Source organism: Microbacterium sp. KU4F (genome assembly GCF_056868075.1).
This window is the reverse complement of record NZ_CP200324.1, coordinates 659,541-681,834: the sequence shown is the minus strand read 5'-3', so window position 1 is coordinate 681,834 and position 22,294 is coordinate 659,541. Positions and strand designations below refer to the sequence as shown.

The 22,294-nt window shown below is 70.1% G+C and carries 20 protein-coding genes and 1 pseudogene; 14 read left to right on the top strand and 7 right to left on the bottom strand.

The window, feature by feature from the left end; genetic code table 11:
- Window positions 1-2 precede the first annotated feature (2 nt).
- Complete coding sequence (locus AC1VNH_RS03415; RefSeq protein ID WP_483109867.1) at window positions 3-1,319, bottom strand: LLM class flavin-dependent oxidoreductase; 1,317 nt, start codon at window positions 1,317-1,319, stop codon at window positions 3-5.
- Entirely contained in the window at window positions 1,316-2,635 is a 1,320-nt protein-coding gene (locus AC1VNH_RS03410) for an O-acetylhomoserine aminocarboxypropyltransferase/cysteine synthase family protein (protein WP_483109866.1), read from the bottom strand. The genes AC1VNH_RS03415 and AC1VNH_RS03410 overlap by 4 nt, the downstream gene beginning before the upstream one ends.
- A gap of 247 nt (window positions 2,636-2,882) precedes the next feature.
- On the opposite strand from AC1VNH_RS03410, the gene leuC reads away from it, so the two are divergent.
- Genes leuC through AC1VNH_RS03380 form a run of 6 tightly spaced genes read left to right on the top strand, consistent with a single transcriptional unit; the run spans window position 2,883 to window position 9,218 of the window.
- Window positions 2,883-4,352 carry a 3-isopropylmalate dehydratase large subunit gene (leuC, locus tag AC1VNH_RS03405; protein WP_483109864.1) on the top strand — a complete coding sequence of 490 codons (1,470 nt, stop codon included), beginning with the start codon at window positions 2,883-2,885 and terminating at the stop codon, window positions 4,350-4,352.
- Window position 4,353: 1 nt separating this feature from the next.
- Window positions 4,354-4,959 (top strand): 3-isopropylmalate dehydratase small subunit, encoded by a 606-nt coding sequence (gene leuD / locus AC1VNH_RS03400; RefSeq protein ID WP_243227667.1) that lies wholly within the window; start codon window positions 4,354-4,356, stop codon window positions 4,957-4,959.
- Window positions 4,960-4,969: 10 nt separating this feature from the next.
- Window positions 4,970-6,334, top strand: coding sequence for a UDP-N-acetylglucosamine 1-carboxyvinyltransferase (murA, locus tag AC1VNH_RS03395; RefSeq protein WP_344228651.1), 1,365 nt, complete (start codon window positions 4,970-4,972; stop codon window positions 6,332-6,334).
- Window positions 6,334-7,104, top strand: coding sequence for a lysophospholipid acyltransferase family protein (locus AC1VNH_RS03390; protein WP_344228649.1), 771 nt, complete (start codon window positions 6,334-6,336; stop codon window positions 7,102-7,104). The genes murA and AC1VNH_RS03390 overlap by 1 nt, the downstream gene beginning before the upstream one ends.
- Window positions 7,105-7,120: 16 nt before the next feature.
- The gene (locus tag AC1VNH_RS03385) at window positions 7,121-8,227 is read left to right on the top strand and encodes an NAD(P)H-dependent glycerol-3-phosphate dehydrogenase (protein WP_243227670.1); all 1,107 of its coding nucleotides are present in this window, start codon (window positions 7,121-7,123) and stop codon (window positions 8,225-8,227) included.
- Complete coding sequence (locus AC1VNH_RS03380; RefSeq protein WP_483109863.1) at window positions 8,133-9,218, top strand: D-alanine--D-alanine ligase family protein; 1,086 nt, start codon at window positions 8,133-8,135, stop codon at window positions 9,216-9,218. Before AC1VNH_RS03385 ends, AC1VNH_RS03380 begins: the two co-directional genes overlap by 95 nt.
- A gap of 3 nt (window positions 9,219-9,221) precedes the next feature.
- Here AC1VNH_RS03380 and AC1VNH_RS03375 read toward each other — a convergent pair whose 3' ends face one another.
- A complete protein-coding gene (locus tag AC1VNH_RS03375) occupies window positions 9,222-9,689 on the bottom strand; it encodes a DUF3515 family protein (RefSeq protein ID WP_483109861.1) in 468 nt (155 codons plus the stop codon).
- Between the two features lie 69 nt (window positions 9,690-9,758).
- Between AC1VNH_RS03375 and thiL the strand changes: the two genes are divergently transcribed.
- Window positions 9,759-10,745: a thiamine-phosphate kinase gene (thiL, locus tag AC1VNH_RS03370; protein WP_483109859.1), complete on the top strand. Its 987-nt coding sequence runs from the start codon at window positions 9,759-9,761 to the stop codon at window positions 10,743-10,745.
- On the opposite strand, the gene rsmD is transcribed toward thiL, so the two are convergent.
- Window positions 10,715-11,290 (bottom strand): 16S rRNA (guanine(966)-N(2))-methyltransferase RsmD, encoded by a 576-nt coding sequence (gene rsmD / locus AC1VNH_RS03365; RefSeq protein WP_483109858.1) that lies wholly within the window; start codon window positions 11,288-11,290, stop codon window positions 10,715-10,717. The genes thiL and rsmD overlap by 31 nt on opposite strands.
- Window positions 11,291-11,340: 50 nt before the next feature.
- Here rsmD and AC1VNH_RS03360 point away from each other — a divergent pair, with 50 nt between their 5' ends.
- From AC1VNH_RS03360 to mutM, 6 genes are all read left to right on the top strand, one after another.
- Window positions 11,341-13,518, top strand: coding sequence for an ATP-dependent DNA helicase RecG (locus tag AC1VNH_RS03360; RefSeq protein WP_483109856.1), 2,178 nt, complete (start codon window positions 11,341-11,343; stop codon window positions 13,516-13,518).
- 53 nt (window positions 13,519-13,571) lie between these two features.
- Window positions 13,572-14,072, top strand: coding sequence for a pantetheine-phosphate adenylyltransferase (gene coaD / locus AC1VNH_RS03355; RefSeq protein WP_137417165.1), 501 nt, complete (start codon window positions 13,572-13,574; stop codon window positions 14,070-14,072).
- Window positions 14,073-14,175: 103 nt separating this feature from the next.
- Complete coding sequence (locus AC1VNH_RS03350; RefSeq protein ID WP_243228192.1) at window positions 14,176-14,673, top strand: YceD family protein; 498 nt, start codon at window positions 14,176-14,178, stop codon at window positions 14,671-14,673.
- Between the two features lie 12 nt (window positions 14,674-14,685).
- Window positions 14,686-14,895, top strand: coding sequence for a 50S ribosomal protein L32 (gene rpmF / locus AC1VNH_RS03345; protein ID WP_045248451.1), 210 nt, complete (start codon window positions 14,686-14,688; stop codon window positions 14,893-14,895).
- A 10-nt stretch (window positions 14,896-14,905) separates the two neighbouring features.
- Entirely contained in the window at window positions 14,906-15,598 is a 693-nt protein-coding gene (rnc, locus tag AC1VNH_RS03340) for a ribonuclease III (RefSeq protein ID WP_483109853.1), read from the top strand.
- Between the two features lies 1 nt (window position 15,599).
- Window positions 15,600-16,496: a bifunctional DNA-formamidopyrimidine glycosylase/DNA-(apurinic or apyrimidinic site) lyase gene (mutM, locus tag AC1VNH_RS03335; protein ID WP_483109851.1), complete on the top strand. Its 897-nt coding sequence runs from the start codon at window positions 15,600-15,602 to the stop codon at window positions 16,494-16,496.
- 15 nt (window positions 16,497-16,511) lie between these two features.
- Here the strand turns inward: mutM and AC1VNH_RS03330 are convergent.
- The 3 genes and pseudogenes from AC1VNH_RS03330 to AC1VNH_RS03320 all read right to left on the bottom strand — a co-directional run.
- Window positions 16,512-16,892 (bottom strand): annotated as a pseudogene (locus AC1VNH_RS03330) (DUF1643 domain-containing protein); the annotation flags it as partial.
- 84 nt (window positions 16,893-16,976) lie between these two features.
- Window positions 16,977-18,056, bottom strand: a complete 1,080-nt coding sequence (locus tag AC1VNH_RS03325) for a GNAT family N-acetyltransferase (protein WP_483109849.1) — start codon at window positions 18,054-18,056, stop codon at window positions 16,977-16,979.
- A gap of 29 nt (window positions 18,057-18,085) precedes the next feature.
- Complete coding sequence (locus AC1VNH_RS03320) at window positions 18,086-18,334, bottom strand: hypothetical protein (RefSeq protein ID WP_483109847.1); 249 nt, start codon at window positions 18,332-18,334, stop codon at window positions 18,086-18,088.
- Between the two features lie 443 nt (window positions 18,335-18,777).
- Between AC1VNH_RS03320 and smc the strand changes: the two genes are divergently transcribed.
- Window positions 18,778-22,290 carry a chromosome segregation protein SMC gene (gene smc, locus AC1VNH_RS03315; RefSeq protein ID WP_483109846.1) on the top strand — a complete coding sequence of 1,171 codons (3,513 nt, stop codon included), beginning with the start codon at window positions 18,778-18,780 and terminating at the stop codon, window positions 22,288-22,290.
- Window positions 22,291-22,294: the final 4 nt, after the last annotated feature.

Sequence of the window (22,294 nt, the reverse complement as noted above, 5' to 3'; positions counted from 1 at the left end):
GGTCAGAACGAGCGCAGGTTCGCGCCGAGGCCCGCGCCGTCGTACTCGCGGCGCAGGATGCCGCGACGGCGGAGGATCGGCACCAGCTCGTCGAGCATGCGGTGCACGGTGACCGGATGCACATCGCCCCACAGCAGGACGCCGTCGTTGCCCCAGTCGCCGAGCTGCTCGATGCGATCCGCGAGTTCGCCCGCGGTCCCCACCCAACCGGTGCCGTCCGAGATGCGGCCGAGGCGTGCGTGCGCGGCCAGGATCTCCCGCAGGGGTGTCTCGCGCGCATCGTGGTCGCCGACGAGCCGGCGGATGCTGCCGTGCGACACGTGCGGGGCGAAAAGCCCCTCGGGCAACGGCCGGTCGAGATCGAGCGCGGTGAGATCCGTCTCCAGATCCGAGGACTGCCGCCTGGCGATCGCGCGCAGAGCGGATTCGTCGGGCGTGCGCGACGCGGACACCAGTCGGTCCGCCTCCTCGGGGGAGGAGACCAGAACGGGCTGGATCGCGAACAGCACCTTCACGTCCGACGGGGTGCGGCCGCGCTCGCGTGCGGCGCGGTGGATGCGCTCCCGGTAGGCGCGCACGCTCGCCTCGTCCAAGGGCGCGAGCGCCAGCTGCACGTCCGAGTGCGCTCCGGCGAACGCAAGACCCCGCTCCGACCCGCCCGGTGACACGATCGCAGGTTCACCGTCGGTGAAGGGGAGTGCGTTGAGCGGTCCGTCGAATCCGAAGTGCCGGCCGCGGTGGCGCACCGCCCGCATCCGGGTGCCGTCCGCGTAGCGGTCGTCATCGCGGTCGAGGACGAGCGCGCCCTCGTCCCAACTCCGCCACAGCGAGCGGATGCCTTCCAGCCACTCCTCGGCGCGGTCGTAGGCGGCATCGTGCCCGAGCGGCGCGTCCGTCGAGAAGTGCCGGGCGCTGCCGGTGTCGGTCACCACGTTCAGCCCCAGCCTGTGGCCGCTCAGGTGCTGCAGCGACGCGAACTGGCGCGCGGCCGTGTAGGGCAGGTATGCCGCCGGGTTGACGGTCGGGACGACGCCGAGGTGCTGCGTCGCCGCGAACAGATACGGCGCCAGGACGAACGGATCGTGCTTGGGACCGCCGAAGGCGTGTCGCACCCGCAGATCGATCGTTTCCGCAGAGCCGAGCGAGGGTGCGTCCTCGATGATCAGCAGATCGAAACCGGCCTGCTCCAGGGTGCGTGCGGACTCCTGGTAGAGCTGAGGGGCCGTCCAGGCGTAGTCCCAGTCCAGGCTCGGCAAGCCCCAGCCGTGCGGGCCGAACCCGCGAGCCAGGAACCAGCCGAAGTGCTGGGGGCGGCTCACCCGATGACCTCGATCGTGCGGGAGGACGCTGCGAGCGACGCGGCCTTGAGCGCCCGCTCGAGATCGGCGATCAGGTCGTCGGCATCCTCGATGCCGATCGACAGGCGCAGCGTTCCCGGATACACGCCGAGCGCCGCGCGCGCGTCGTCGCTGTGCTGCGCGTGGCTCGTCGTCGCCGGATGCAGCACGAGCGAACGGACATCGCCGAGGTGGGTCATGTGGGTCACGACCTGGACGGCCTCGACGAAGGCGCGAGCCGCTTTCTGCCCACCGTGCAGGGTGAAGGTGAAGACGGAGCCGGCGCCGCGGCGGAGAAGGCGCTCCGCAAGGGCGTGGTGCGGGTGGCTCGCGAGCCCGACGTAATCGACCGACGCCACTTCGTCGCGGGTCTCCAACCACGCCGCGACCCGCGCGGCGTTCGCCGACTGCTCGCGCACGCGCAGGTGCAGCGTCTCGATCCCTTGTGAGACGAGGAAGGCATTGAGCGGCGAGGGAGTGGGGCCCAGTCGCGGGGCGACGGACTCGCGCACATAGGCCAGCCGCGCGCGGGCGCCGTGGCGCTCCCAGACGCTGGGCGCGCCGTCGTGGCGCGCGGTCACCAGCTGCGGGAACAGCGATCCCGAACGAGCGGCGTCGAAGCGGCCGTCGTCGACGATCGCGCCGCCGAGCGCCGCCCCGTGCCCGGCCAGGAACTTGCTCGCCGAATGCACGACGACCGCCGCCCCCAGCTCGATCGGCCGCAGCAGATAGGGCGTTGCGAACGTGTTGTCGACGACGAGAGGGATCCCGTGCTCGTCGGCGACGGCGGCGATCGCGGGAACGTCGAGAAGGTCATTGCGTGCATTGCCGATGGACTCGGCGAACAGGGCACGTGTCTCGGGGCGGATCGCGTCCTGCCACGCGCGCGGGTCCGCGATGTCGTCGACGTACGTGACCGTCACCCCGAACCGGGAGAGCAGATCGTTCACGAGCCCGCGCGTGCCCTCGTAGATGTGGGTGGAGCTCACCAGATGATCGCCGGCCGACAGCAGCGACATCAGCGCGACCGAGACGGCGGCCTGGCCGCTGCCGACGAACACCGCGCCCGCGCCGCCCTCGAGCTCGGCGAGGCGCCGCTCGAGCGCGTCGGCGGTCGGATTGCCGGTACGCGTGTAGCCGTAGCCGTCGCCCGTGGCGAAGTGGGCAGCCGCGTGATCGAAGTCGTCGAAGCGGAAACCGGCGGTCATGTAGACCGGGACGGTACGCGATGCCGCATCCGTCCATTCGGTGCCGCTGTGCACCTGTCGCGTGGCGAATCCGTAGGTGGGTTCGGTCATGGGAGTCCTGCCGTCTCGGGTCGCAGCAGCCTAAAAGCGCGGACGGCTCGCGCACGAGTGCGTCGACACACAACGTCACCTGCGTGCCGCTGCGCGTGGGCCGCGCCGCCGGAGCGCGGTGGTAGCCTGTGCGGGTGCGGATCGCTCGCCTTCTCCTTCGCAGCCGCGACGAGTCCTAGACCCAGGCCTCCCTCGTCGCGGAGTTCGTTGCGGGCTTGATCCACCGTCATCTCAGGAGAACGACAGCATGAGCAATCCCGATCACTCCGCGGCGTCCGCGCCGCGCACCCTGGCCGAGAAGGTCTGGGACAACCACCTGGTGGTCAAGGGCGAGGACGGCCAGCCCGACCTCATCTATATCGATCTGCACCTCGTGCACGAGGTCACGAGCCCGCAGGCCTTCGATGGTCTCCGTGCCGAAGGGCGTGGCCTGCGCCGTCTCGATCTGACGATCGCGACCGAGGACCACAACACCCCGACCCTCGCCATCGACAAGCCGATCGCCGACCCGACCAGCCGCCTCCAGATCGAGACGCTGCGCCGCAACGCCGCCGAGTTCGGGGTGCGCATCCATTCGCTGGGCGACGCCGAGCAGGGAATCGTGCACGTCGTCGGTCCGCAGCTGGGGCTCACGATGCCCGGCATCACGGTCGTCTGCGGCGACTCGCACACCTCGACCCACGGCGCCTTCGGCGCCATGGCCTTCGGCATCGGCACGAGCGAGGTCGAGCACGTCATGGCGACGCAGACGCTGCCGCTGAAGCCGTTCAAGACCATGGCCATCACGGTCGAGGGAACGCTGCGCCCGGGCGTCACCGCGAAGGACATCATCCTCGCCGTGATCGCGAAGATCGGCACCAACGGTGGGCAGGGCTACGTGCTCGAGTTCCGCGGCAGCGCCATCCGCGCCCTCTCGATGGAGGGGCGCATGACGATGTGCAACATGTCGATCGAGGCCGGCGCGCGCGCGGGCATGGTCGCCCCGGACGAGATCACGTTCGCCTACTTGAAGGGCCGTCCGCACGCTCCGAAGGGTCAGGACTGGGAGGATGCGGTCGCCTACTGGCGCACGCTCCCGAGCGACGAGGGCGCCGTGTACGACGCAGAGGTCTTCCTCGACGCGGACGAGCTCGAGCCCTTCGTCACGTGGGGCACGAACCCCGGCCAGGGCGTGTCGCTGAACGACGTCGTGCCGACGCCGTCCGAGATCGCGGATCCGAACGAGCGCGTGGCCGCCGAGCGGGCTCTGGAGTACATGGATCTCGCCCCGGGCACGAAGCTGAAGGACGTTCCCGTGGATGCGGTCTTCATGGGCTCGTGCACCAACAGCCGTATCGAGGACCTGCGCGCATTCGCATCGATCGTGAAGGGCCGCAAGAAGGCCGAGGGCGTGCGGGTCATGGTCGTGCCGGGCTCGGCACGCGTCCGGCTGGAGGCCGAGGCCGAGGGTCTGCACCGCATCTTCGAGGAGTTCGGTGCCGAGTGGCGCTTCGCCGGCTGCTCGATGTGCCTGGGCATGAACCCGGATCAGCTCGCTCCGGGCGAGCGGTGCGCATCGACGTCGAACCGCAACTTCGAGGGCCGGCAGGGCAAGGGCGGGCGCACGCACCTGGTGTCGCCGCTCGTCGCCGCCGCGACCGCGGTGCGCGGAACGCTGTCGAGTCCGGGGGATCTCGATCCCGTCGAAGAGCCGGCGATCGTCGGGGCGGGGGTCTGACATGGAGAAGTTCAGCGTTCACACGGGTGTCGCAGCCGCGCTCAAGCGTTCCGCCGTCGACACGGACCAGATCATCCCCGCCGTCTACCTCAAGCGGGTGACCAAGACGGGCTTCGAGGACGCCCTGTTCGCCAACTGGCGTCAGGATCCCGATTTCGTGCTGAACCAGCCCGCGTTCGCGCAGAGCTCGATCCTCGTCGCCGGACCCGACTTCGGCACCGGCTCGAGCCGGGAGCACGCGGTCTGGGCCTTGCGCGACTACGGCTTCAAGGTCGTCCTGAGCCCCAAGTTCGCCGACATCTTCCGCGGCAACGCGGGTAAGCAGGGTCTCGTGACGGGCGTCGTCACCGAAGCCGACGTCGAAGCGCTCTGGGCGGCGATCGACGCAGAGCCCGGCATCGAGATGACGGTCGACCTGACGGCGCGCGAGGTCGTCGCGGGCGAGCTCCGGGTCCCGTTCGAGATCGACGATTACACTAGATGGCGGTTGCTGGAGGGCCTCGACGACATCGGGCTGACGCTCCGCAACGAAGACAAGATCGCCGCCTACGAAGCGCGACGCGAATCCTGGAAGCCGCGGACACTCCCGCCCCTTCCCGCACAGTGAGGTACCGCATATGACACTTCTCGGGCAGACGACCGAATCCTCCAGCCCGCTCGCGGAGGAGGCGGAGATCCTCGAGATCCGCGGCGGACGGCCTCTGCGGGGCACCGTCGAGGTGAAGGGGGCGAAGAACCTCGTCACGAAGGCGATGGTCGCCGCCCTTCTGGGCGAGAGCCCGAGCCTCCTGCGGGACGTTCCGATGATCAGCGACGTCGCCGTGGTGCGATCGCTGCTCGAGGTGCACGGCGTTCGCGTGGCCGAGGGCGACGAGCCCGGCTCGCTCGTGCTCGACCCCCGTGACGTCGAGAGCGCCCACATGGAGGAGATCGACGCGCACGCGGGTGCGTCGCGCATCCCGATCCTCTTCTGCGGGCCGCTGCTGCACCGCCTCGGACAGGCGTTCATCCCCGACCTCGGCGGATGCCGCATCGGTGACCGTCCGATCGACTTCCACCTCGACGCGCTGCGCAAGTTCGGCGCGATCGTGGAGAAGCTGCCCAGCGGCATCCGGCTGTCTGCTCCGCGGGGTCTGCACGGCGCCAACATCCACCTGCCCTACCCGAGTGTCGGGGCGACCGAGCAGGTGCTGCTGACCGCGGTGCGGGCACAGGGCATCACGGAGCTGCGCAACGCCGCGATCGAGCCGGAGATCATGGATCTCATCGCGCTGCTGCAGAAGATGGGCGCGATCATCTCCTATGAGCCGAACCGCGTCATCCTCATCGAGGGCGTCCCGAAGCTCAACGGCTACGACCACCGGTCGATCTTCGACCGCAACGAGGCCGCCAGCTGGGCGAGCGCTGCCATCGCCACGGACGGGGAGATCTTCGTCGCCGGTGCGCGCCAGCAGGAGATGCTCACCTTCCTCAACGTGCTCCGCAAGATCGGAGCGCACTTCGAGGTGCGCGAGGACGGCATCCTGTTCGCCCGCGGTGAGGCACTGAAGCCCGTCACGGTCGAGACCGACGTGCACCCCGGCTTCATGACCGACTGGCAGCAGCCGCTCATCGTCGCCCTGACGCAGGCGACGGGACGCTCGGTCGTCCACGAGACGGTGTACGAGAACCGCTTCGGTTTCACCCAGGCTCTGGTCAAGATGGGGGCGGACATCACGGTCTACCCGCACGGACTGCAGGAGGGGCCGCGCCGTGTGCCGCGCCGCTCGCTGGAGCAGGCCGCGGTGATCACCGGACCCACCCCGCTGCACGGCGCCGACATCACCGTTCCGGACCTCCGGGGCGGGTACAGCCACGTGATCGCGGCGCTGGCCGCCGAGGGCACCTCGACGGTGCGCAACATCGGGATCATCCGCCGCGGATACGCGGACTTCCTCGCGAAGCTGACCGCGCTCGGCGCCGACTTCGACGTCATCGGCTGATGGCGGCGCCTACGCCCCGTCGACGGCGCGCGTCGACGGAGAAGACACGGCCGAGCGTGTTCTGGCTGCTCGGCGGGATCGTGGTCCCGTTCGTCGGGCTGATCGCCAAGATCGAGATCGAGGGCGAGGAGAACCTGCCCGAAGAAGGTCCGTTCGTGCTGGCTCCCAACCACCACAGCGAGATCGACCCGCTTCTGGTGGCCGTGGCCGTGTGGCGCATGGGGCGTGCCCCGCGTTTCATGGCCAAGGAGAGCCTCTTCCGGGTTCCCGTGCTCGGCTGGGCGCTGCGCGCGACCGGCATGATCCCCGTGGCGCGCGCCTCGAGCGCGGCCGCCGCGAAGCAGGCGCTCGACACGGCGCGTCACCTCGCCGAGCGGCGCGCGGGCGTCATCGTGTACCCCGAGGGCACGCTCACCCGCGACCCCGACCTGTGGCCGATGCGCGGAAAGACGGGGGCGGCGCGCCTGGCGCTGGCCGGTGACATCCCCCTCATCCCGATGGCGCAGTGGGGCGCGCAGCAGATCATGCCGCGCTACGGCAAGTTCCGCCTCTGGCCGCTCCGCAGGCGCGTGCGTGTGCGGGTGGGGCAGCCGATCGCGCTCGAGGAGTACCGCGACCGCGCCGCCCATCCCGCAGCACAGGCGGAGCTCACCACGCGCGTCATGGACGAGATCGCAGAACTCCTGTCCGACCTCCGCGGCGAGCCCGCCCCCGCGGCGCGCTGGGAGCCCGGCGCTCACGGGCAGAGCGAGACGGGCCGTCTTGAGTAGGCGTGGCGCCACCCCCATGACCCGCGTCGCCGTCCTCGGCGCGGGCAGCTGGGGCACCACCTTCGGCAAGATCCTCGCCGACGGCGGTGCGAACGTCGTGATGTGGGCACGCCGCCCGGAGCTCGCGAACGAGATCCACACCGGTAAGCGCAACACGAAGTACCTGCCCGGCATCAATCTGCCGCGCACGATGACCGCGACCTCGCACCTCGCGGAGGCGCTCGAGGGCGCCGACCAGGTCTACCTGTCGATCCCGAGCCAGTCGCTGCGCGAGAACCTCGCGGGTGTCCGGCCGTTGCTCGAGGGCAGCTCGGTGCCCGTCGTCTCACTGATGAAGGGCGTCGAGAAGCGCACCGGACTGCGGATGAGTCAGGTCATCGAGCAGGCGCTCGGATGCGACCCGGCGCGCATCGCCGTCGCTTCCGGGCCGAACCTCGCGCTCGAGATCGCTCAGGAGCAGCCCACCGCCGCGGTGATCTCCTCGATCAGTCCCGAGACGGCGGAAGTCGTCGCACGTGCGGCGCGCAACCGCTACTTCCGTTCCTTCGTCAACACGGACGTGATCGGCACCGAGTTCGGCGGTGTGCTGAAGAACCTGATCGCGGTGGCGATCGGCATCGTCGACGGAGTCGGCTACGGCGAGAACACGAAGGCGTCGATCATCACGCGCGGTCTGGTCGAGATGACGGACTTCGCCGTCGCTCAGGGCGCGCAGCCGGAGACGCTGCAGGGGCTCGCCGGGCTCGGCGACCTGATCGCCACGTGCCAATCACCCCTCAGCCGGAACAACACGGCCGGCAGGCTCCTGGGACAGGGGTACAAGTTCCAGGACGTCGTGGCGCAGATGCAGCAGACGGCGGAAGGGCTCGCATCCGTCGCCCCCATCCTGCAGCTGGCCAAGGCGAGCGGCGTGCAGATGCCGATCGTCGAGCAGGTCAAGCGCGTGCTCGACGGCACGATGAATCCGCGCGAGATCGCCCCCCACCTGACGACCGACGACGACACCCCGCAGGGGGAGAGGACCCAGAATGGACAAGCCGGTAGTGGTGGTGCTCTTTGGCGGTCGCTCCAGCGAGCATTCGATCAGCTTCGCCACGGCGGGCGGGGTTCTGGGCTCGCTTGACCGCGAGCGCTACCGGGTGATCCCGGTCGGTCTCACCCGCGAGGGCGCGTTCGTGCTCGAGGACGACGATCCTGACAAGTTCGCCCTCGTCGCCGATCGCCTGCCTGCCGTGATCGACAACGGCACGCGCATCATCTGGCCCGAGGCCGCGGGGGATCGCGTGCTGCGCGTCCGCGACGCCGACGGCACCGTGCGCGAGCTGGGTGCGGTCGACGCGGTTCTGCCGATCCTGCACGGTTCGCACGGTGAGGACGGCACCATCCAGGGCTTCTTCGACACACTCGAGCTGGCCTACGCGGGCGGCGGAGTGATCGACTCGGCGCTGTGCATGGACAAGCACTTCATGAAGGTCGCGCTGCAGGCGGACGGCATCCCGGTCTCGCCCGGAGTGACCCTGCGCCGCGCCGACTGGAACGAGGACACGGATGCGGTGCGCCCGCGCCTGGCGCCCCTCGAGCTTCCCTGGTTCGTCAAACCCGCTCGCGCGGGCTCGAGCGTAGGTGTGTCGAAGGTGCACTCCGCTGACGAGCTCGACGCGGCGCTGCGGATCGCTTTCGACGAGGACGACAAGGTGCTCGTCGAGCAGGGCATCGTCGGACGCGAGGTCGAGGTCGGCGTGCTCGAGGGTCGCGACGGCGTCGTGCGCGCCTCGCTTCCCGGCGAGATCGTGTTGAGTTCGCGCGAGTTCTACGACTTCGAGGGCAAGTACCTCGGCGGCGACGGCGTGGATGTGGTGTGCCCGGCCGCGATGACCGACGCCGAGATCGACGCGGTCCGCGACATGGCGCTGCGCGCTTTCGCCGCCGTCGACGGCCGCGGTCTCGCACGCGTCGACTTCTTCCTGACCGCGGACGGTCCGATCGTCAACGAGTTGAACACGATGCCCGGCTTCACGCCGATCTCGATGTTCCCGAAGTGCTGGATCGCGTCCGGCCTCAGCTACTCCGAGCTGCTGTCGGAGCTCATCGAGACGGCGCTCGCGCGGCGCTGACGCCTACGAGGTGCCGGGGCGTGCGGTGCACTCCCCGTCCTTCGGCAGTTTCGCGACCAGCGACGAAAGACTATCGAGCACGTCGACGCTGGAGACCACGTCGTTGTCGAGGTAGATCTCGACGGCGGGCGTGCGCCCGAAGCTCGTGAGGCGGTATCGGGGCGCGTCGCTGTCGTCGATGAGCCAGTCCACGCCCGACACCGTCTGGCAGACGAGGGTGGAGGGTCCCGGCGGTGTCACACCGCAGGTCAGGATCACGGCGGCCGGGTCGCCCCACGCCCCCGTCGCCTGCGCATCCGTCCATCGGCGGTCCTGGCCCGCCACATTCTGGGGCAGGTAGGCGGTGACATCCGCACAGCGCGGATCGTTCGCGGATGGGGCGGGTTCGAGTGCGACCGTACTGCTGCAGCCGGAGAGAGCGAGCAGCGCGAGGGCGACGGCTGCCAGGCGGCCGAGTCGGGGGCGGATCACCTCTCCAGGCTAACCCCGGCGGCGGCCGCATCCGTCTCGCGTCAGTGCCGTGGAAGGTAGCGTGGCGGGGTGGACGAGCGCAGCGAGACGACCGTGGCGGAGCTCAGCGAACGGGAGATCCTGCGCCGCATCCTGGCGCGCGTCGGGACGGGCTCCGCCGTGGTCGGCCCCGGCGACGACGCGGCGGTGCTGGCCCCCGCCGGGCAGATCGTGGCGACCGTGGACACCCTCGTTCACGGTCCGGATTTCCGGCTCGCGTGGACCGGCGGATTCGACCTCGGCTGGAAGGCCGCCGCCGTGAACCTCGCGGACGTCGCCGCGATGGGCGCTCGCCCGACGGCGTTGCTCGTGGCCCTCGCGATGCCCGACGACACGACGATCGGCTTCGTCGAGGCCGTGGCGGACGGCCTGCGCGCGGCGTGCGACGAGCTCGCGCCGGGATGCGCCGTCGAGGGCGGCGACCTCACGGTCTCCGACACGCTCACCGTCGCTGTCACCGCGTTGGGCGAGCTCGACGGTCCCGCGGTGCTCCGCTCCGGCGCACGGGCGGGCGACACGGTCGCGGTCGCGGGGAAGCTGGGCGGTGCCGCACGAGGATTGCGACTCCTGTTCACCCGGTTCCGCGATACCGATCTTCGCCCCGTGCCGGTGGACCCGCAAATGCTCACGGATGCGGAACGCGACGACATCGCGGCGCAGTTGCGCCCGCATCCGCCGATCGCCATCGGGCCGCGAGCCGCGGCGGCCGGGGCGCACGCCATGATGGATGTCTCCGACGGTCTGGTGCTGGACGCGACGCGCCTGGCCGACGCGTCGGGGGTCACGATCGCGCTCGATGCGGCGTCCCTCGGTCCGGATGCCGACACCGCGCTGCGCGGTGGCGAGGATCACGCCCTCCTCGCCACCTTCCCCGCGCACCTCGCTCTGCCCGACGGTTTCCGCCCGATCGGGACGGTGCGCACGCGCGGCGAACATCCGGTCACGGTCGACGGCGCGAGTCCCGCCGATCGCGGCGGATGGGATCCTTACGCCGACTGGGACGCCGGTCGCGGCTGAGCCCACCACAGCGCGGTGTCGCCGTGACGGCGCTCGCGCACCTGCTCCAGGCCGGCTCGCTCCCACTCGGGTTCGGCGGAGCGCTTCGCCCGCTCGACGACCACGAGGGCGTCATCGGTGAGCAAAGGCCGCAGCAGTGCGAGTGCCTCGGTGAGATCCTCGTCGGCGATGTCGTAGGGCGGGTCGAGGAACACGAGGTCGTAGGCGGATGCGCCCTGGCGCAGGAAGGCGGCGACGGTGCTGCGGTGCGCCCGGGCCGTCGCACCGGTCGCGCGGGCGATGACCTCGGCGTTTCGCCGCACCACGGCGGCGGCCTTCGCGTTGTGCTCGACGAGGTCGACGTGCACCGCGCCGCGGCTCAGCGCCTCGAGGCCGAGCGCGCCCGAGCCCGCATACAGATCCAGCACGCGGGCGCCGGCGAGCATGTCCTGGGACTCGAGCGCGGCGAAGAGGGACTCGCGGACACGGTCGCTCGTGGGTCGGGTTCCGCTGGCCGGCACGTCGAGTCGGAGTCCGCCGGCGGCTCCGGCGATGATGCGCGTCACCCCCTCACCCTACCGACGGGCGTGGGGGAGGCCCGCCGTAGAATCGGCTCATGTCCGTCACCCTCGACTCCCGCCTCGACGGGGTGATCGGAGGCAAGGCCGCGACGACCCTGCAGCGGGCGTTCGGGATGCGGACGGTGAGCGATCTGCTCACGCACTACCCGCGTCGCTATGCGAAGCACGGCGAGCTGACCCCCATCGACTCGCTGACCGTCGACGAGCAGGTCACGATCGTGGCGCAGGTCAAGAGCGTCACCGATCGGAGGATGAAGAACCGGCGCGGGTCGATCCTCGAGGTCGTCATCACCGACGGCCGCGGCGACCTCGTGCTCACCTTCTTCAACCAGTCGTGGCGTCAGGATCAGCTCAAGGTCGGCCGCCGCGGCACCTTCTCGGGCAAGGTCGGCGAGTACCGCCGTCAGATGCAGCTCGCCCATCCGGACTATCAGCTCTTCGAAGACGAGAGCGTCGCGCTGATGAACGCGCAGGCGTACGCCTCGCAGCCCATCCCGATCTACCCGGCGACCGCGTCCCTCTCGAGCTGGAAGATCGGCGAGCTGATCTCCCACACGCTCGACCTGCTCGCCCCCCTCGACGATCCGATCCCGGACGACATCCGTGCGCGCGAGGGACTGTTGAGCTTCCGAGAGGCTTTGGAGCGCGTGCATCGGCCGGATTTCGACGACGTCATCGACCAGGCGACGCACACGCTCCGCTGGCAGGAGGCGCTCGTGCTGCAGACCGCCCTGCTCCAGCAGCGCCAGCTCGTCCGCGCGCTGTCGGCGGAGCCCCGGCCGGCGGGGTCTCTGCTGGAGCGCTTCGATGCGGCGCTGCCCTTCGACCGCACACCGGATCAGATCTCGGTCGGCGAGTCGATCGCCGCCGACCTGGTGGGTCCGTGGCCCATGAACCGCCTGGTGCAGGGCGAGGTGGGCTCGGGCAAGACTCTCGTGGCGCTGCGTGCCATGCTCCAGGTGGCCCAGAGCGGCGGGCAGTCGGCGTTGATCGCCCCGACGGAGGTGCTCGCCGCGCAGCACCTGCGTTCGCTCACCAAGATGCTCGGTCCGGCCCTGGCCCCCGAACTCATGCCGACGCTGCTGACCGGGCAGATGGGGGCCGCCGAACGACGCAAGGCGGCCCTGCGGGTCGCCGCCGGACAGGCGCTGATCGTCGTGGGCACGCATGCGCTGCTCAGCGACAAGACGACCTTCGCCGACCTCGCGCTGGTCGTCGTCGACGAGCAGCACCGCTTCGGCGTCGAGCAGCGCGAGACGCTGCGGGCCAAGGGCACGAGCCCGCACGCGCTCGTGCTCACCGCCACACCGATCCCGCGCACCGTGGCGATGACCGTGTTCGGCGACCTCGACGTGTCGACGATCCGCACGATGCCGGCCGGCCGCGCCGGCATCGAGTCGTTCGTCGCACCGGTGGGGGAGAAGCCCGCCTGGTTCGAGCGCGTCTGGATGCGGGCCGCGGAGGAGGTCGAGAAGGGCTATCAGGTCTTCGTCGTGTGTCCGGCGATCGACGTCGAGCCCGAAACCGCGATCGCCGAAGCCGGGCAGGAGCCCTCGGCCACGATCGACGACCTGCCCGACGAGGTCGGTGCCGCTCGTCCACGGTGGGGCGTCGTGCAGGTGGTCGGGCTCCTCGCCGAGCATCCCCGGTTCGCCGACAAACGCATCGCGCTGCTGCACGGCAAGCTTCCCTCGGAAGAGAAGGATGCGGTAATGCGCGCCTTCGCCGCCGGCGACATCGACGTGCTCGTCGCGACCACGGTCGTCGAGGTCGGCGTCGATGTGCCGAACGCATCGACGATGATCATCCTCGACGCCGATCGGTTCGGCGTCTCGCAGCTGCACCAGCTCCGCGGGCGCGTCGGGAGAGGTTCGGTGCCGGGGCTCTGCCTCCTCGTCACGGACGCTCCGCCGCGCACATCTGCTCGCACCCGCGTCGAGGCGGTCGCGGCGACGCTCGACGGTTTCGAGCTCGCCGAGGTCGACCTCCAGTTGCGAGGCGAGGGCAACGTCCTCGGCGCGGCGCAGTCGGGAGCACGCTCTTCGCTGCGGATGCTGCGTGTCGTCACCGATGCCGACCTCATCGCCAGAGCGCGCGGCGACGGCGAGGTGATCCTCGCCGACGACCCGGCGCTGCTTCGGCATCCCGGTCTCGCGGGCGCCATCGAGCGTCGACTGGACGCCGACGAACGCGCGGCCCTGGGAAAGAACTGACGGCTTCCCGGCGCGTTCCTCGTCCGCCGAAGGCGCCCCGCTAGGGTGAGAGGGTGAGCAACCGGATCGCCGTCGTCCCCGGCTCCTTCGACCCGCCCACCCTCGGTCATCTCGACGTGATCCGTCGCGCCGCGGGCCTGTACGACGAGGTCCACGTGCTCGTCGTGCACAATCCGGGCAAGGAGGCGATGCTTCCCATCGCGCAGCGTGTCTCCCTGCTGGAGCAGTCGATCCGCGAGGACGGCTTTCCGGCCGAGCATGTCACGGTGGCCTCCTGGAGCGTCGGCCTGCTGGTGGACTACGCAACCGAGGTCGGTGCCGGCGTGCTCGTGAAGGGCATCCGCTCGCAGGTGGACGTCGCCTACGAGACGCCGATGGCGATCGTCAACCGACATCTGGCGGGCGTCGAGACCGTGTTCCTGCTGCCCGACCCTTCGCACGCGCTCGTCTCGAGCTCGCTCGTTCGACAGGTCGCCTCCCTCGGCGGCGACGTGTCGCCGTACGTTCCGCCGGTCGTCTCGCGCTTCCTGGACACGGGCGGCCGGGGCATCTGACGGATCTCGCGGCGCGCCGGCGGGCTAGACTCTCCGGGTGAGAAATCGTCGACCCGGCCCCTTCAGCATCGGTGTGCGCGACATCGTCAATCGCCCCGGCGAGATGCGCGAGGTGTCCTTCGACGTCCCCGCACCCGAGAAGTGGGGCGAGGGACTCGTCTCTGTGGCACAGGGCGAAGAGGTGCACATCGAGGCTCGTCTGGAGTCCGTCCACGAGGGCATCCTCGTCACCGGCGACGTCGAGGCGGAGTACACCGGAGTGTGCGGGCGATGCCTCATCGACATCGCCGCGCCTGTCGAAGTCGAGTTCCAGGAGCTTTTCGCGTATCCTGGATCGGAAGCGTCCGACTTCGAAGTTCAAGACGACCACGTGGATCTTGAAAATCTGGTCAGGGATGGCGTCGTCCTGTCGCTTCCGTTCCAGCCGGTGTGCCGGCCGGATTGCCCAGGTCTCGACCCCGAGACCGGTGAGCGTCTGGCAGACCACCCCGCGCAGGCACCGCGCGAAGCCCTCGATCCTCGCTGGGCAGCGCTTGCGGACCTGGTAGCGGAACCGGCCACGGAGCCCGGCGACGCAGGACAAAGCACACAGACCTCGTAGAAAGAGAAGACCATGGCAGGTAACCCCCCGAAGCGCAAGGTTTCGCGCTCCAACACCCGTTCGCGCCGCGCGCAGTGGAAGGCCGAGGCGCCCGCCCTCGTCAAGACCATCGAGAACGGCAAGGTCGTCTACAGCCGCCCGCACCAGGCGAAGGTCGTCACCGACTCGCAGGGTACCGAGCTGTTCCTCGAGTACAAGGGCCGCAAGGTCGCTGACATCTGAGCCGCGTTCCGTGACGGACGCTGCTGCGGATCTCTCCGCACTTTCCGAGAAGCTCGGGGTCGATATCGACCCCGAGCTTCTCGCGCTGGCGCTGACGCATCGCTCGTACGCGTACGAGCACGGCCAGATCCCGCACAACGAGCGTCTCGAGTTCCTCGGGGACTCGGTGCTCGGACAGGCCGTGACGGTCAAGCTGTACCGTTCGCACCCCGAGCTCGACGAGGGGTCCCTGGCCAAGCGCCGGGCGAGCGTCGTGTCGACGGTCGCCCTCGCAGAGGTGGCCCGCTCGATCGGTCTGGGCGCGTACATCCGTCTCGGCCGCGGCGAGCAGCTCACGCGCGGTGACGACAAGGACTCGATCCTCGCCGACACGACCGAGGCGATCATCGGCGCGACGTACCTCTCCGCCGGAACGGACGCGGCGACCGGACTCGTGCTGCGCCTCATCGAACCGTTGCTCGCCGATCCGGAACGGTACGACGCCGCCGTCGACCCGAAGACCGCGCTGCAGGAACTCGCGGCCCGGATGGGGCTTCCCGCGCCCGTGTACCGGGTGGATTCGACCGGGCCGGACCACGCCCGGGTCTTCGAGGGCACCGTGACGGTGGGCGAGGTGAGCACCACCGGATCGGGGACGAGCAAGAAGCAGGCCGAGATGGCCGCTGCCCTGACGGCGTGGCGCACCCTCAGCGGACGCGACTGAGGTGCCCGAGCTCCCCGAGGTCGAAGTCGTGCGCGCGGGTCTCGCGCCCGCCGTCGACGGTGCGTTCGTGAACGGCGTGGAGGTGCTCGACGAGCGCGCGCTCACCCGTCATTCCGGCGACGGGTCGCACTTCGAGGCCGAGCTCGCGGGCCGCACGCTCGGCGCCCCGGCGCGCCGCGGCAAGTTCCTCTGGATCCCGTTGGCGGACGCGGGGGAGCAGGCCGTCGTCGCGCACCTCGGAATGAGCGGGCAGATGCTTCTGCGCGAGCCGGGGGCGCCCCGCGAGCGCCACGAGCGCGTACGGTTCGACATCCGGCATCCGCAGCACGGCGAGCTGGCGGTCGTTTTCGCCGATCAGCGCACGTTCGGCTCTCTAGCCGTCGACCAGCTCGTGCCCACCAGCGATGGCGCGGCAGGAGGCTACGGGACTGACCGCGCGAGCGTTCCGACACAGGTGTCACACATCGCGCGGGACCCGCTCGATCCGGCCTTCGACGATCGCGGCTTCCGCCGCCTCGTGGCGCGCAAGCGCTCGGGTATCAAGCGAGTGCTCCTCGACCAGGGTGTCGTCAGCGGCATCGGCAACATCTACGCCGACGAGGCGCTGTGGGCCGCCCGCATCCATCCCGAGACCGTTGCGGCGACATTGAGCACGCGGGCGGTGAACCGGCTGCTCACGGAGGTGCGCGCCGTGCTGCAGAAGGCGCTCGCGGAGGGCGGCACGAGCTTCGACGCGCAGTACGTCAATGTGAACGGCCAGGCCGGCTACTTCGCACACTCGCTGAACGCGTACGGGCGTACCGGCGAGCCGTGCGCTCGCTGCGGCCACGCGATCGTCCGCGTCGCCTTCACGAACCGCTCGAGCCACTACTGTCCGCACTGTCAACGATTGCGGTGAAGCGAGCATGTGGCCTCAGGGTAGATAACGCTTCGGCCCCAGCATAGGGAGGGGCCTCCCCGGAGGACTCGGATGTCGGGGGTTGCCCATGGCTGTCAGAGGGTCCCAAGTGAACGCGGCGACGCCCATCCGGTCGAGCAACATACGGACGTCGGTTCGGGCTCTCTTCAGCGTCGGATGGGGGACGTTGCCCCAGGCGCCGAGCACCTCGGTGACACCGTGGCGCTGCAGCACCCCTTCGATCGCGGCGCAGTTCTTGTCCGACAGCGAAGGGTCGTACGCGGTGAGCCGACTCGGTTTGGGGGAACGCTCTGGATACAGGTTCAGCATGATCCAACCGGAGTAGCCGTTGTCGTCGCTCGCGGCGATCAGACGGTTGATGGTCCTATCCGACTCGCCGCTCCGGGCGGAAAGGGCGCATCGCCCGAGGTCCCGTCGGAGGCGGCATGCCTCCGACGGGACCTGAGGGGCCCCGCGTGCTCACGAGAGCACGCGCTTCCACACGCCCTCGTAGCTGACCGGGACGAAACCGATGGCCTCGTTGATGTCGAGCATCGGCCGGTTCTCCTCCGCGTTGTACGTGACGACGCGTGTCGAGGCCGGAGCGACCCGCGGCCAGGCGAGCAGGCCCTCGGCCTTCACGAGCATGCCGAGCCGGTGACCGCGATGTGTCGAGAGCACGAGGGTGTCGTACTGGTGCGACGCGATCTCCGGGTCGACCCCGAGCACGAGCTCGTTGAACGCGCACAGCTCACCGGTGGCAATGTGCTGTGCAGCGGTCACCAGCATCCGGCGTCCGCCGTCGAGGATGTCGGCGTCCCAGGTGCGCACACGCGCGGCATCCCAGGTCTCCTCGTCCACCACCAGGTCGGCGGACGGGGCGTCTGTCGACATGCGCGACTTCATCCAGGCGTAGCCCTCGACGAACTCGTCGGGCGTGGGTGTCTCCCACTGCACGACGCGGTAGTCGGCGGATGCGGCGCGCGCATCGGCGGCATGCCGTTCGAGTTCGGCTCGGCTGTCCGCCAGGGTGAAGGCGCTCTTTCGTACGATCTGCTCCAGCGTGTAGCCGTGCCGTAGCAGGAAACGCGCCGAATGATCGAGCGGCACATGGCCGAAGCCGGTCGGAGGCGTCAGCTGCTCGCCGTTCGCGGCCGGATGCTCGACCCAGCTCTGCATGACGCTGCGACCGTGCGCGCGGGCCGTCTCTTCGAGGAGCGTGTGCGCACGCTCGCCGATGCCCTGACCCCACACGTCGTGCCTGAGCTCGATGAACACGTACGCCGTGCGCGACCCGTCCTCCTGTGGCAGGTCCATGCCCATGCGCCCCACCGGCTCGTCATCGAGGAGGACGAGCCAGTGGAGGCGCAGTTCGTGTGCATCTGAGCGGGCGAACGGTGCGAGCTCGCCGGGTGTCATCCGGTCGTCGTCCGTGCCGGAGATCTCGCGATAGACCTCGTTGCGGATGGTGGCCAGCTGGTGGAAGTCCCGGGCCCCGGGCCCGTCGAGGTCCGTGGGGACCTCGACGGGCCGCAGCTCGAGCGTGGTGAGGGTGTTCATGGTGGTGCTCCGTGGGTGAATCGTGTCGATCATCGGATCGTGGGCTGGGCTCCGGTGCGCACGACGGCCAGGTCGTACGCGCGTCGGACGTCCTGCGCGAGGATCGCCCGAGCGTTGGCCTCGGCAGAGACGCGCCGCCGAGAGCGGTCGCGACCCCAGAGCAGCAGTCGAAGTCCGACGTGCATCGCGATGCGATCGATGAGGGTGGGCCGTGCGGTGGGCGACGGCGGGTGGGTGGGAAGCGACGCCCGGATGGGGGCGTCCTGAGTGATATTCACGATGGTTCTCCGAGTGAGAGTGGGCAGAGCGCGGCCGCCGGACGGGGCCGCAGTGCGGTCGGAAAGGGCCGACCACGTGCGAGGGCACGGGCGGCGGAGGAACGAACGGCTCAGCGTGCGATCGACTCCGCGCGGAGGTCTGCCCGGTGATGGGCGGACTTATCCCCGGCGAGGGTCAACGAGCGGTGTGCGTGCGACCGTTCTGGAACACACCGACGGAGCGGATCGCATCGACGGCGCACGTGTTCGGCGCGGTGGTGACAAGCAGACGAGTCATCTTGCGATCTCCTTTCTCAACGTCGGTTGGCAGATCAGGACGCTAGCGTGTCTGAGAGACAGCTGTCAACATCCCGGGCGTGTCGCGCTCTCTGCCTGCGTCGCTGCGAGGCGGAAGAGGGCCGCTCCGGTAACGTCGTGAGAAGCCCGACGACCGGAGGATCCGCATGCACCTGAAGAGCGTGACGCTCAAAGGGTTCAAGTCGTTCGCGCAGCCCACGACCTTCGCCCTCGAGCCGGGTGTCACCGCGATCGTGGGACCGAACGGATCCGGCAAGTCCAACGTCGTCGACGCCCTCGCCTGGGTGATGGGCGAGCAAGGCGCGAAGACCCTCCGCGGCGGCAAGATGGAGGACGTCATCTTCGCCGGCACGTCCACCCGGGGCCCGCTCGGACGTGCCGAGGTGCAGCTCACGATCGACAACGCGGATGGGGCGCTTCCGATCGAGTACGCCGAGGTGACGATCAGCAGGACACTGTTCCGCAACGGCGCCAGCGAGTATGCGATCAACGGTCAGTCCTGCCGACTTCTCGACGTGCAGGAGCTGCTCAGCGACTCGGGACTCGGCCGCGAGATGCACGTCATCGTCGGGCAGGGGCGCCTCGACACCGTGCTGCAGGCGAGCCCCGAAGACCGCCGTGGCTTCATCGAGGAAGCAGCCGGCATCCTGAAGCACCGTCGGCGCAAGGAGAAGACCCTTCGCAAGCTCGAGGCCATGGAGGCGAACCTCACCCGCCTCAGCGACCTCGCCGGCGAGTTGCGCCGTCAGCTCAAGCCGCTCGGGCGACAGGCCGACATCGCGCGCGAGGCGGCGACGATCGCCGCCGTCGTCCGCGATGCGCGGGCGCGGCTGCTCGCGGACGAGCTGGTCGCACTGCAGGCGGAGCTCGCCGACTTCGCGCGCAACGAGCAGGATCGCCGCGCGGAGCGGACCCTCCTGCAGGACCGCGCCGATCAGGTCAAGGCGCGTGTCACATCCCTCGAGACGCAGGAACGCTCCGAAGCGGTGGATGCGGCCCGCCGCGTCGCCTTCGGACTCGAACAGGTACAGGAGCGCCTGCGCGGTCTCTACACGCTCGCGGGCCAACGGCTGAGCCTGCTCTCCGAAGACGATGACTCCCTGGCGCCCGCACCCACGGTGTCACAGGCGGCGATCGACGAGGCGCGCGAAGAGCTCGACACGATCACGACCGGTGTCGGCGAGGCCGAGGACGCCGCGGCGGCCGCCGCGCGCGACGTGACCCGTGCGCGTGCCGAGCTCGACGCGCTGGATGCCGACATCGCCGCGCAGAGCGCCCTCGTCTCCGAGCACGACATGCGCCTCACGGCCCTGCGCGGCACGGCGGAGGCGGCGGAATCGGCGCTGGCGGCCGTTCGTGCCGCCGTGGAACGACAGCAGAAGGCGCTGGATGCCGCGCTCGCTCGCCGAGCCGAGGCGGAGGAGGAACTCGCGGGCGCCGACCCGGACCTGGTTCCGGAGACCTCGTCGGCAGAGCACGCCGCGGCGTACGAGCAAGCGCAGCGGCACGCCGCAGACGCCGAAACCGCGGTGGCCGGCATCCGGGAGCGACTGCACGCCACCGAACGCGAGGTCGATGCGCTGTCCGCTCAGGTCAAGACGCTCGGGCGCGCCTTGGACGTGCGCACCGGCGCCTCCGAGCTCATCGCGGCCGGAGGCAGCGGCGTTCGCGGACTCGTGGGCGATGCCGTTCAGGTGACCTCCGGCTACGAGGCCGCCATCGCCGCCGCGCTGGGCGCCGTCGCCGGGGGCGTGCTCGTCGACAGCGAGGCGGATGCGGTGGATGCGGCGGCGGTGGCACGCGGCGGAGACTTCGGCGTCGTCGACATCGTGATCGCGGAGGTGTCCGCCGCCCCGGCGGACATCCCCGACATCGAGGGCATGGTGCGCGCGACCGACGTCGTCACGGCTCCGGCGGGTGTCGCGGGGCTCCTGGCGCGTGTCGTGATCGCCGCGGATCTTTCGGCTGCACAGGGCGTCCTCGCTTCGGCACCCGAGCTCACCGTGGTCACGCGCACGGGCGAGATCGTCACGCGCTACTCGGTGCGCGCGGGCAGCGGCCAGGGTCGATCCCGGCTCGAGCTCGCGGCAGAACGCGATGCCGCCGCCGAGCGACTCGGCGAACTGCAGGTCGTCGCCGACTCCCTGTGTGAAGCCCTCTCCGATCAGACCCGAGCGCTCCATGAGGCGCGCGCCCGCACCAAGCACACCCTCGACGCGCTGCGCTCCCACGATGCGGCACTCGCGGCGCACGCCGAGAAGGTCAACCGGGCGACGGTCCGACACGAGGCGGCGGTGGCGGAGTGCGAGCGGCTCACGCAGACGCTGCGCCAGGCCCAGGCGGCAGTGGTCGAGGCCGAGGATTCCGCGCGCGTCGCGGCGGACCGCCTGGCATCGGCCCAGGAGGCCCCGCGCCCGATCCTGGATGCGTCGGCGCGCGACGGCATGCTCGCCGCTCTCGACGCGGCGCGCGACGGCGAGATGCGCGCTCGCCTGGATGTGGAGACTCTTCGCGAGCGGATTCGCGCCGGCGAGGCTCGCATCGCCCAGCTCCAGCGTCAACGCGAACGAGAGCGCGCGGCGGCCGAGGAAGCCGCCCGCCGCGCGGTGATCCGCCGGCGCCAGCGCGACATCGCTGCGTCCGTGGCAGCTCAACTGCCGGCGCTGCTGGACTCGGTCGACCGATCCGTGTCGCAGGCGCGCGTGGAGCTCGCCGCGGCGGAGTCCGCGCGAACGGCGGTCACGGCGGAGCTCTCCGAAGCGCGTCGCGAGGAGGCGGCGCTGCGGGAGCGCCTGAGCGGTCTCACAGAGAGCGTCCACGGACTCGAGCTGCGCATCCACGAGAAGAAGCTGCACGTCGGCTCGCTGCGTGAGCGGGTGCAGAGCGAACTCGGCCTGGAGGAGAACATTCTCATTGCGGAATATGGGCCGGATCAGCCGATCCCGGACGACGCCGCGGAACCCGCCGAAGAAGGCGAACAGCCCACGATTGCCTTCGACCGGGGCCAGCAGCGCAAGCGCCTGCAGGAGGCGGAGCGCAAGCTCGCGCAGCTCGGACGGGTCAACCCGCTCGCCCTTGAGGAGTTCGCAGCCCTTGAGCAGCGGCACACGTTCCTCACCGAGCAGCTCGCCGACCTCACACAGACACGCAAAGACCTGCTCACGATCATCGAAGAGCTCGACGAGCGGATGCGGTCGATCTTCCTCGAGGCGTTCGAGGACACCCGCGTCGCCTTCACCGAGGTGTTCCCGCTGTTGTTCCCCGGCGGCACCGGCAGCATCGCGCTCACGGATCCCGACAACCCCCTCACGACCGGGATCGACGTCTCGGTGCGGCCGGTCGGCAAGAAGGTCGAGCGGCTCTCGCTGCTCTCGGGCGGGGAGCGCTCGCTCGCGGCTGTCGCGTTGCTCGTCGCGATCTTCAAGGCGCGCCCCAGCCCCTTCTACATCCTCGACGAGGTCGAGGCTGCGCTCGATGATGCCAATCTCGGGCGCCTGCTGACGGTGTTCGAGCAGCTGCGCGCATCCAGTCAGCTGATCGTCATCACGCACCAGAAGCGGACGATGGAGATTGCCGACGCGCTGTACGGCGTCTCCATGCGCCAGGACGGCGTCTCGGCCGTCGTGGGCCAGCGGGTGCGCGAGCGCGAATCCGCGTGAGCCC

Coding starts and splice junctions, on each gene's coding strand:
- AC1VNH_RS03410 (WP_483109866.1), bottom strand. CDS start 2,635: ATGACCGAACCCACCTACGGATTCGCCACGCGACAGGTGCACAGCGGC.
- leuC (WP_483109864.1), top strand. CDS start 2,883: ATGAGCAATCCCGATCACTCCGCGGCGTCCGCGCCGCGCACCCTGGCC.
- leuD (WP_243227667.1), top strand. CDS start 4,354: ATGGAGAAGTTCAGCGTTCACACGGGTGTCGCAGCCGCGCTCAAGCGT.
- murA (WP_344228651.1), top strand. CDS start 4,970: ATGACACTTCTCGGGCAGACGACCGAATCCTCCAGCCCGCTCGCGGAG.
- AC1VNH_RS03390 (WP_344228649.1), top strand. CDS start 6,334: ATGGCGGCGCCTACGCCCCGTCGACGGCGCGCGTCGACGGAGAAGACA.
- AC1VNH_RS03385 (WP_243227670.1), top strand. CDS start 7,121: ATGACCCGCGTCGCCGTCCTCGGCGCGGGCAGCTGGGGCACCACCTTC.
- AC1VNH_RS03380 (WP_483109863.1), top strand. CDS start 8,133: ATGGACAAGCCGGTAGTGGTGGTGCTCTTTGGCGGTCGCTCCAGCGAG.
- AC1VNH_RS03360 (WP_483109856.1), top strand. CDS start 11,341: ATGTCCGTCACCCTCGACTCCCGCCTCGACGGGGTGATCGGAGGCAAG.
- AC1VNH_RS03350 (WP_243228192.1), top strand. CDS start 14,176: ATGCGCGAGGTGTCCTTCGACGTCCCCGCACCCGAGAAGTGGGGCGAG.
- rpmF (WP_045248451.1), top strand. CDS start 14,686: ATGGCAGGTAACCCCCCGAAGCGCAAGGTTTCGCGCTCCAACACCCGT.
- AC1VNH_RS03325 (WP_483109849.1), bottom strand. CDS start 18,056: ATGAACACCCTCACCACGCTCGAGCTGCGGCCCGTCGAGGTCCCCACG.
- smc (WP_483109846.1), top strand. CDS start 18,778: ATGCACCTGAAGAGCGTGACGCTCAAAGGGTTCAAGTCGTTCGCGCAG.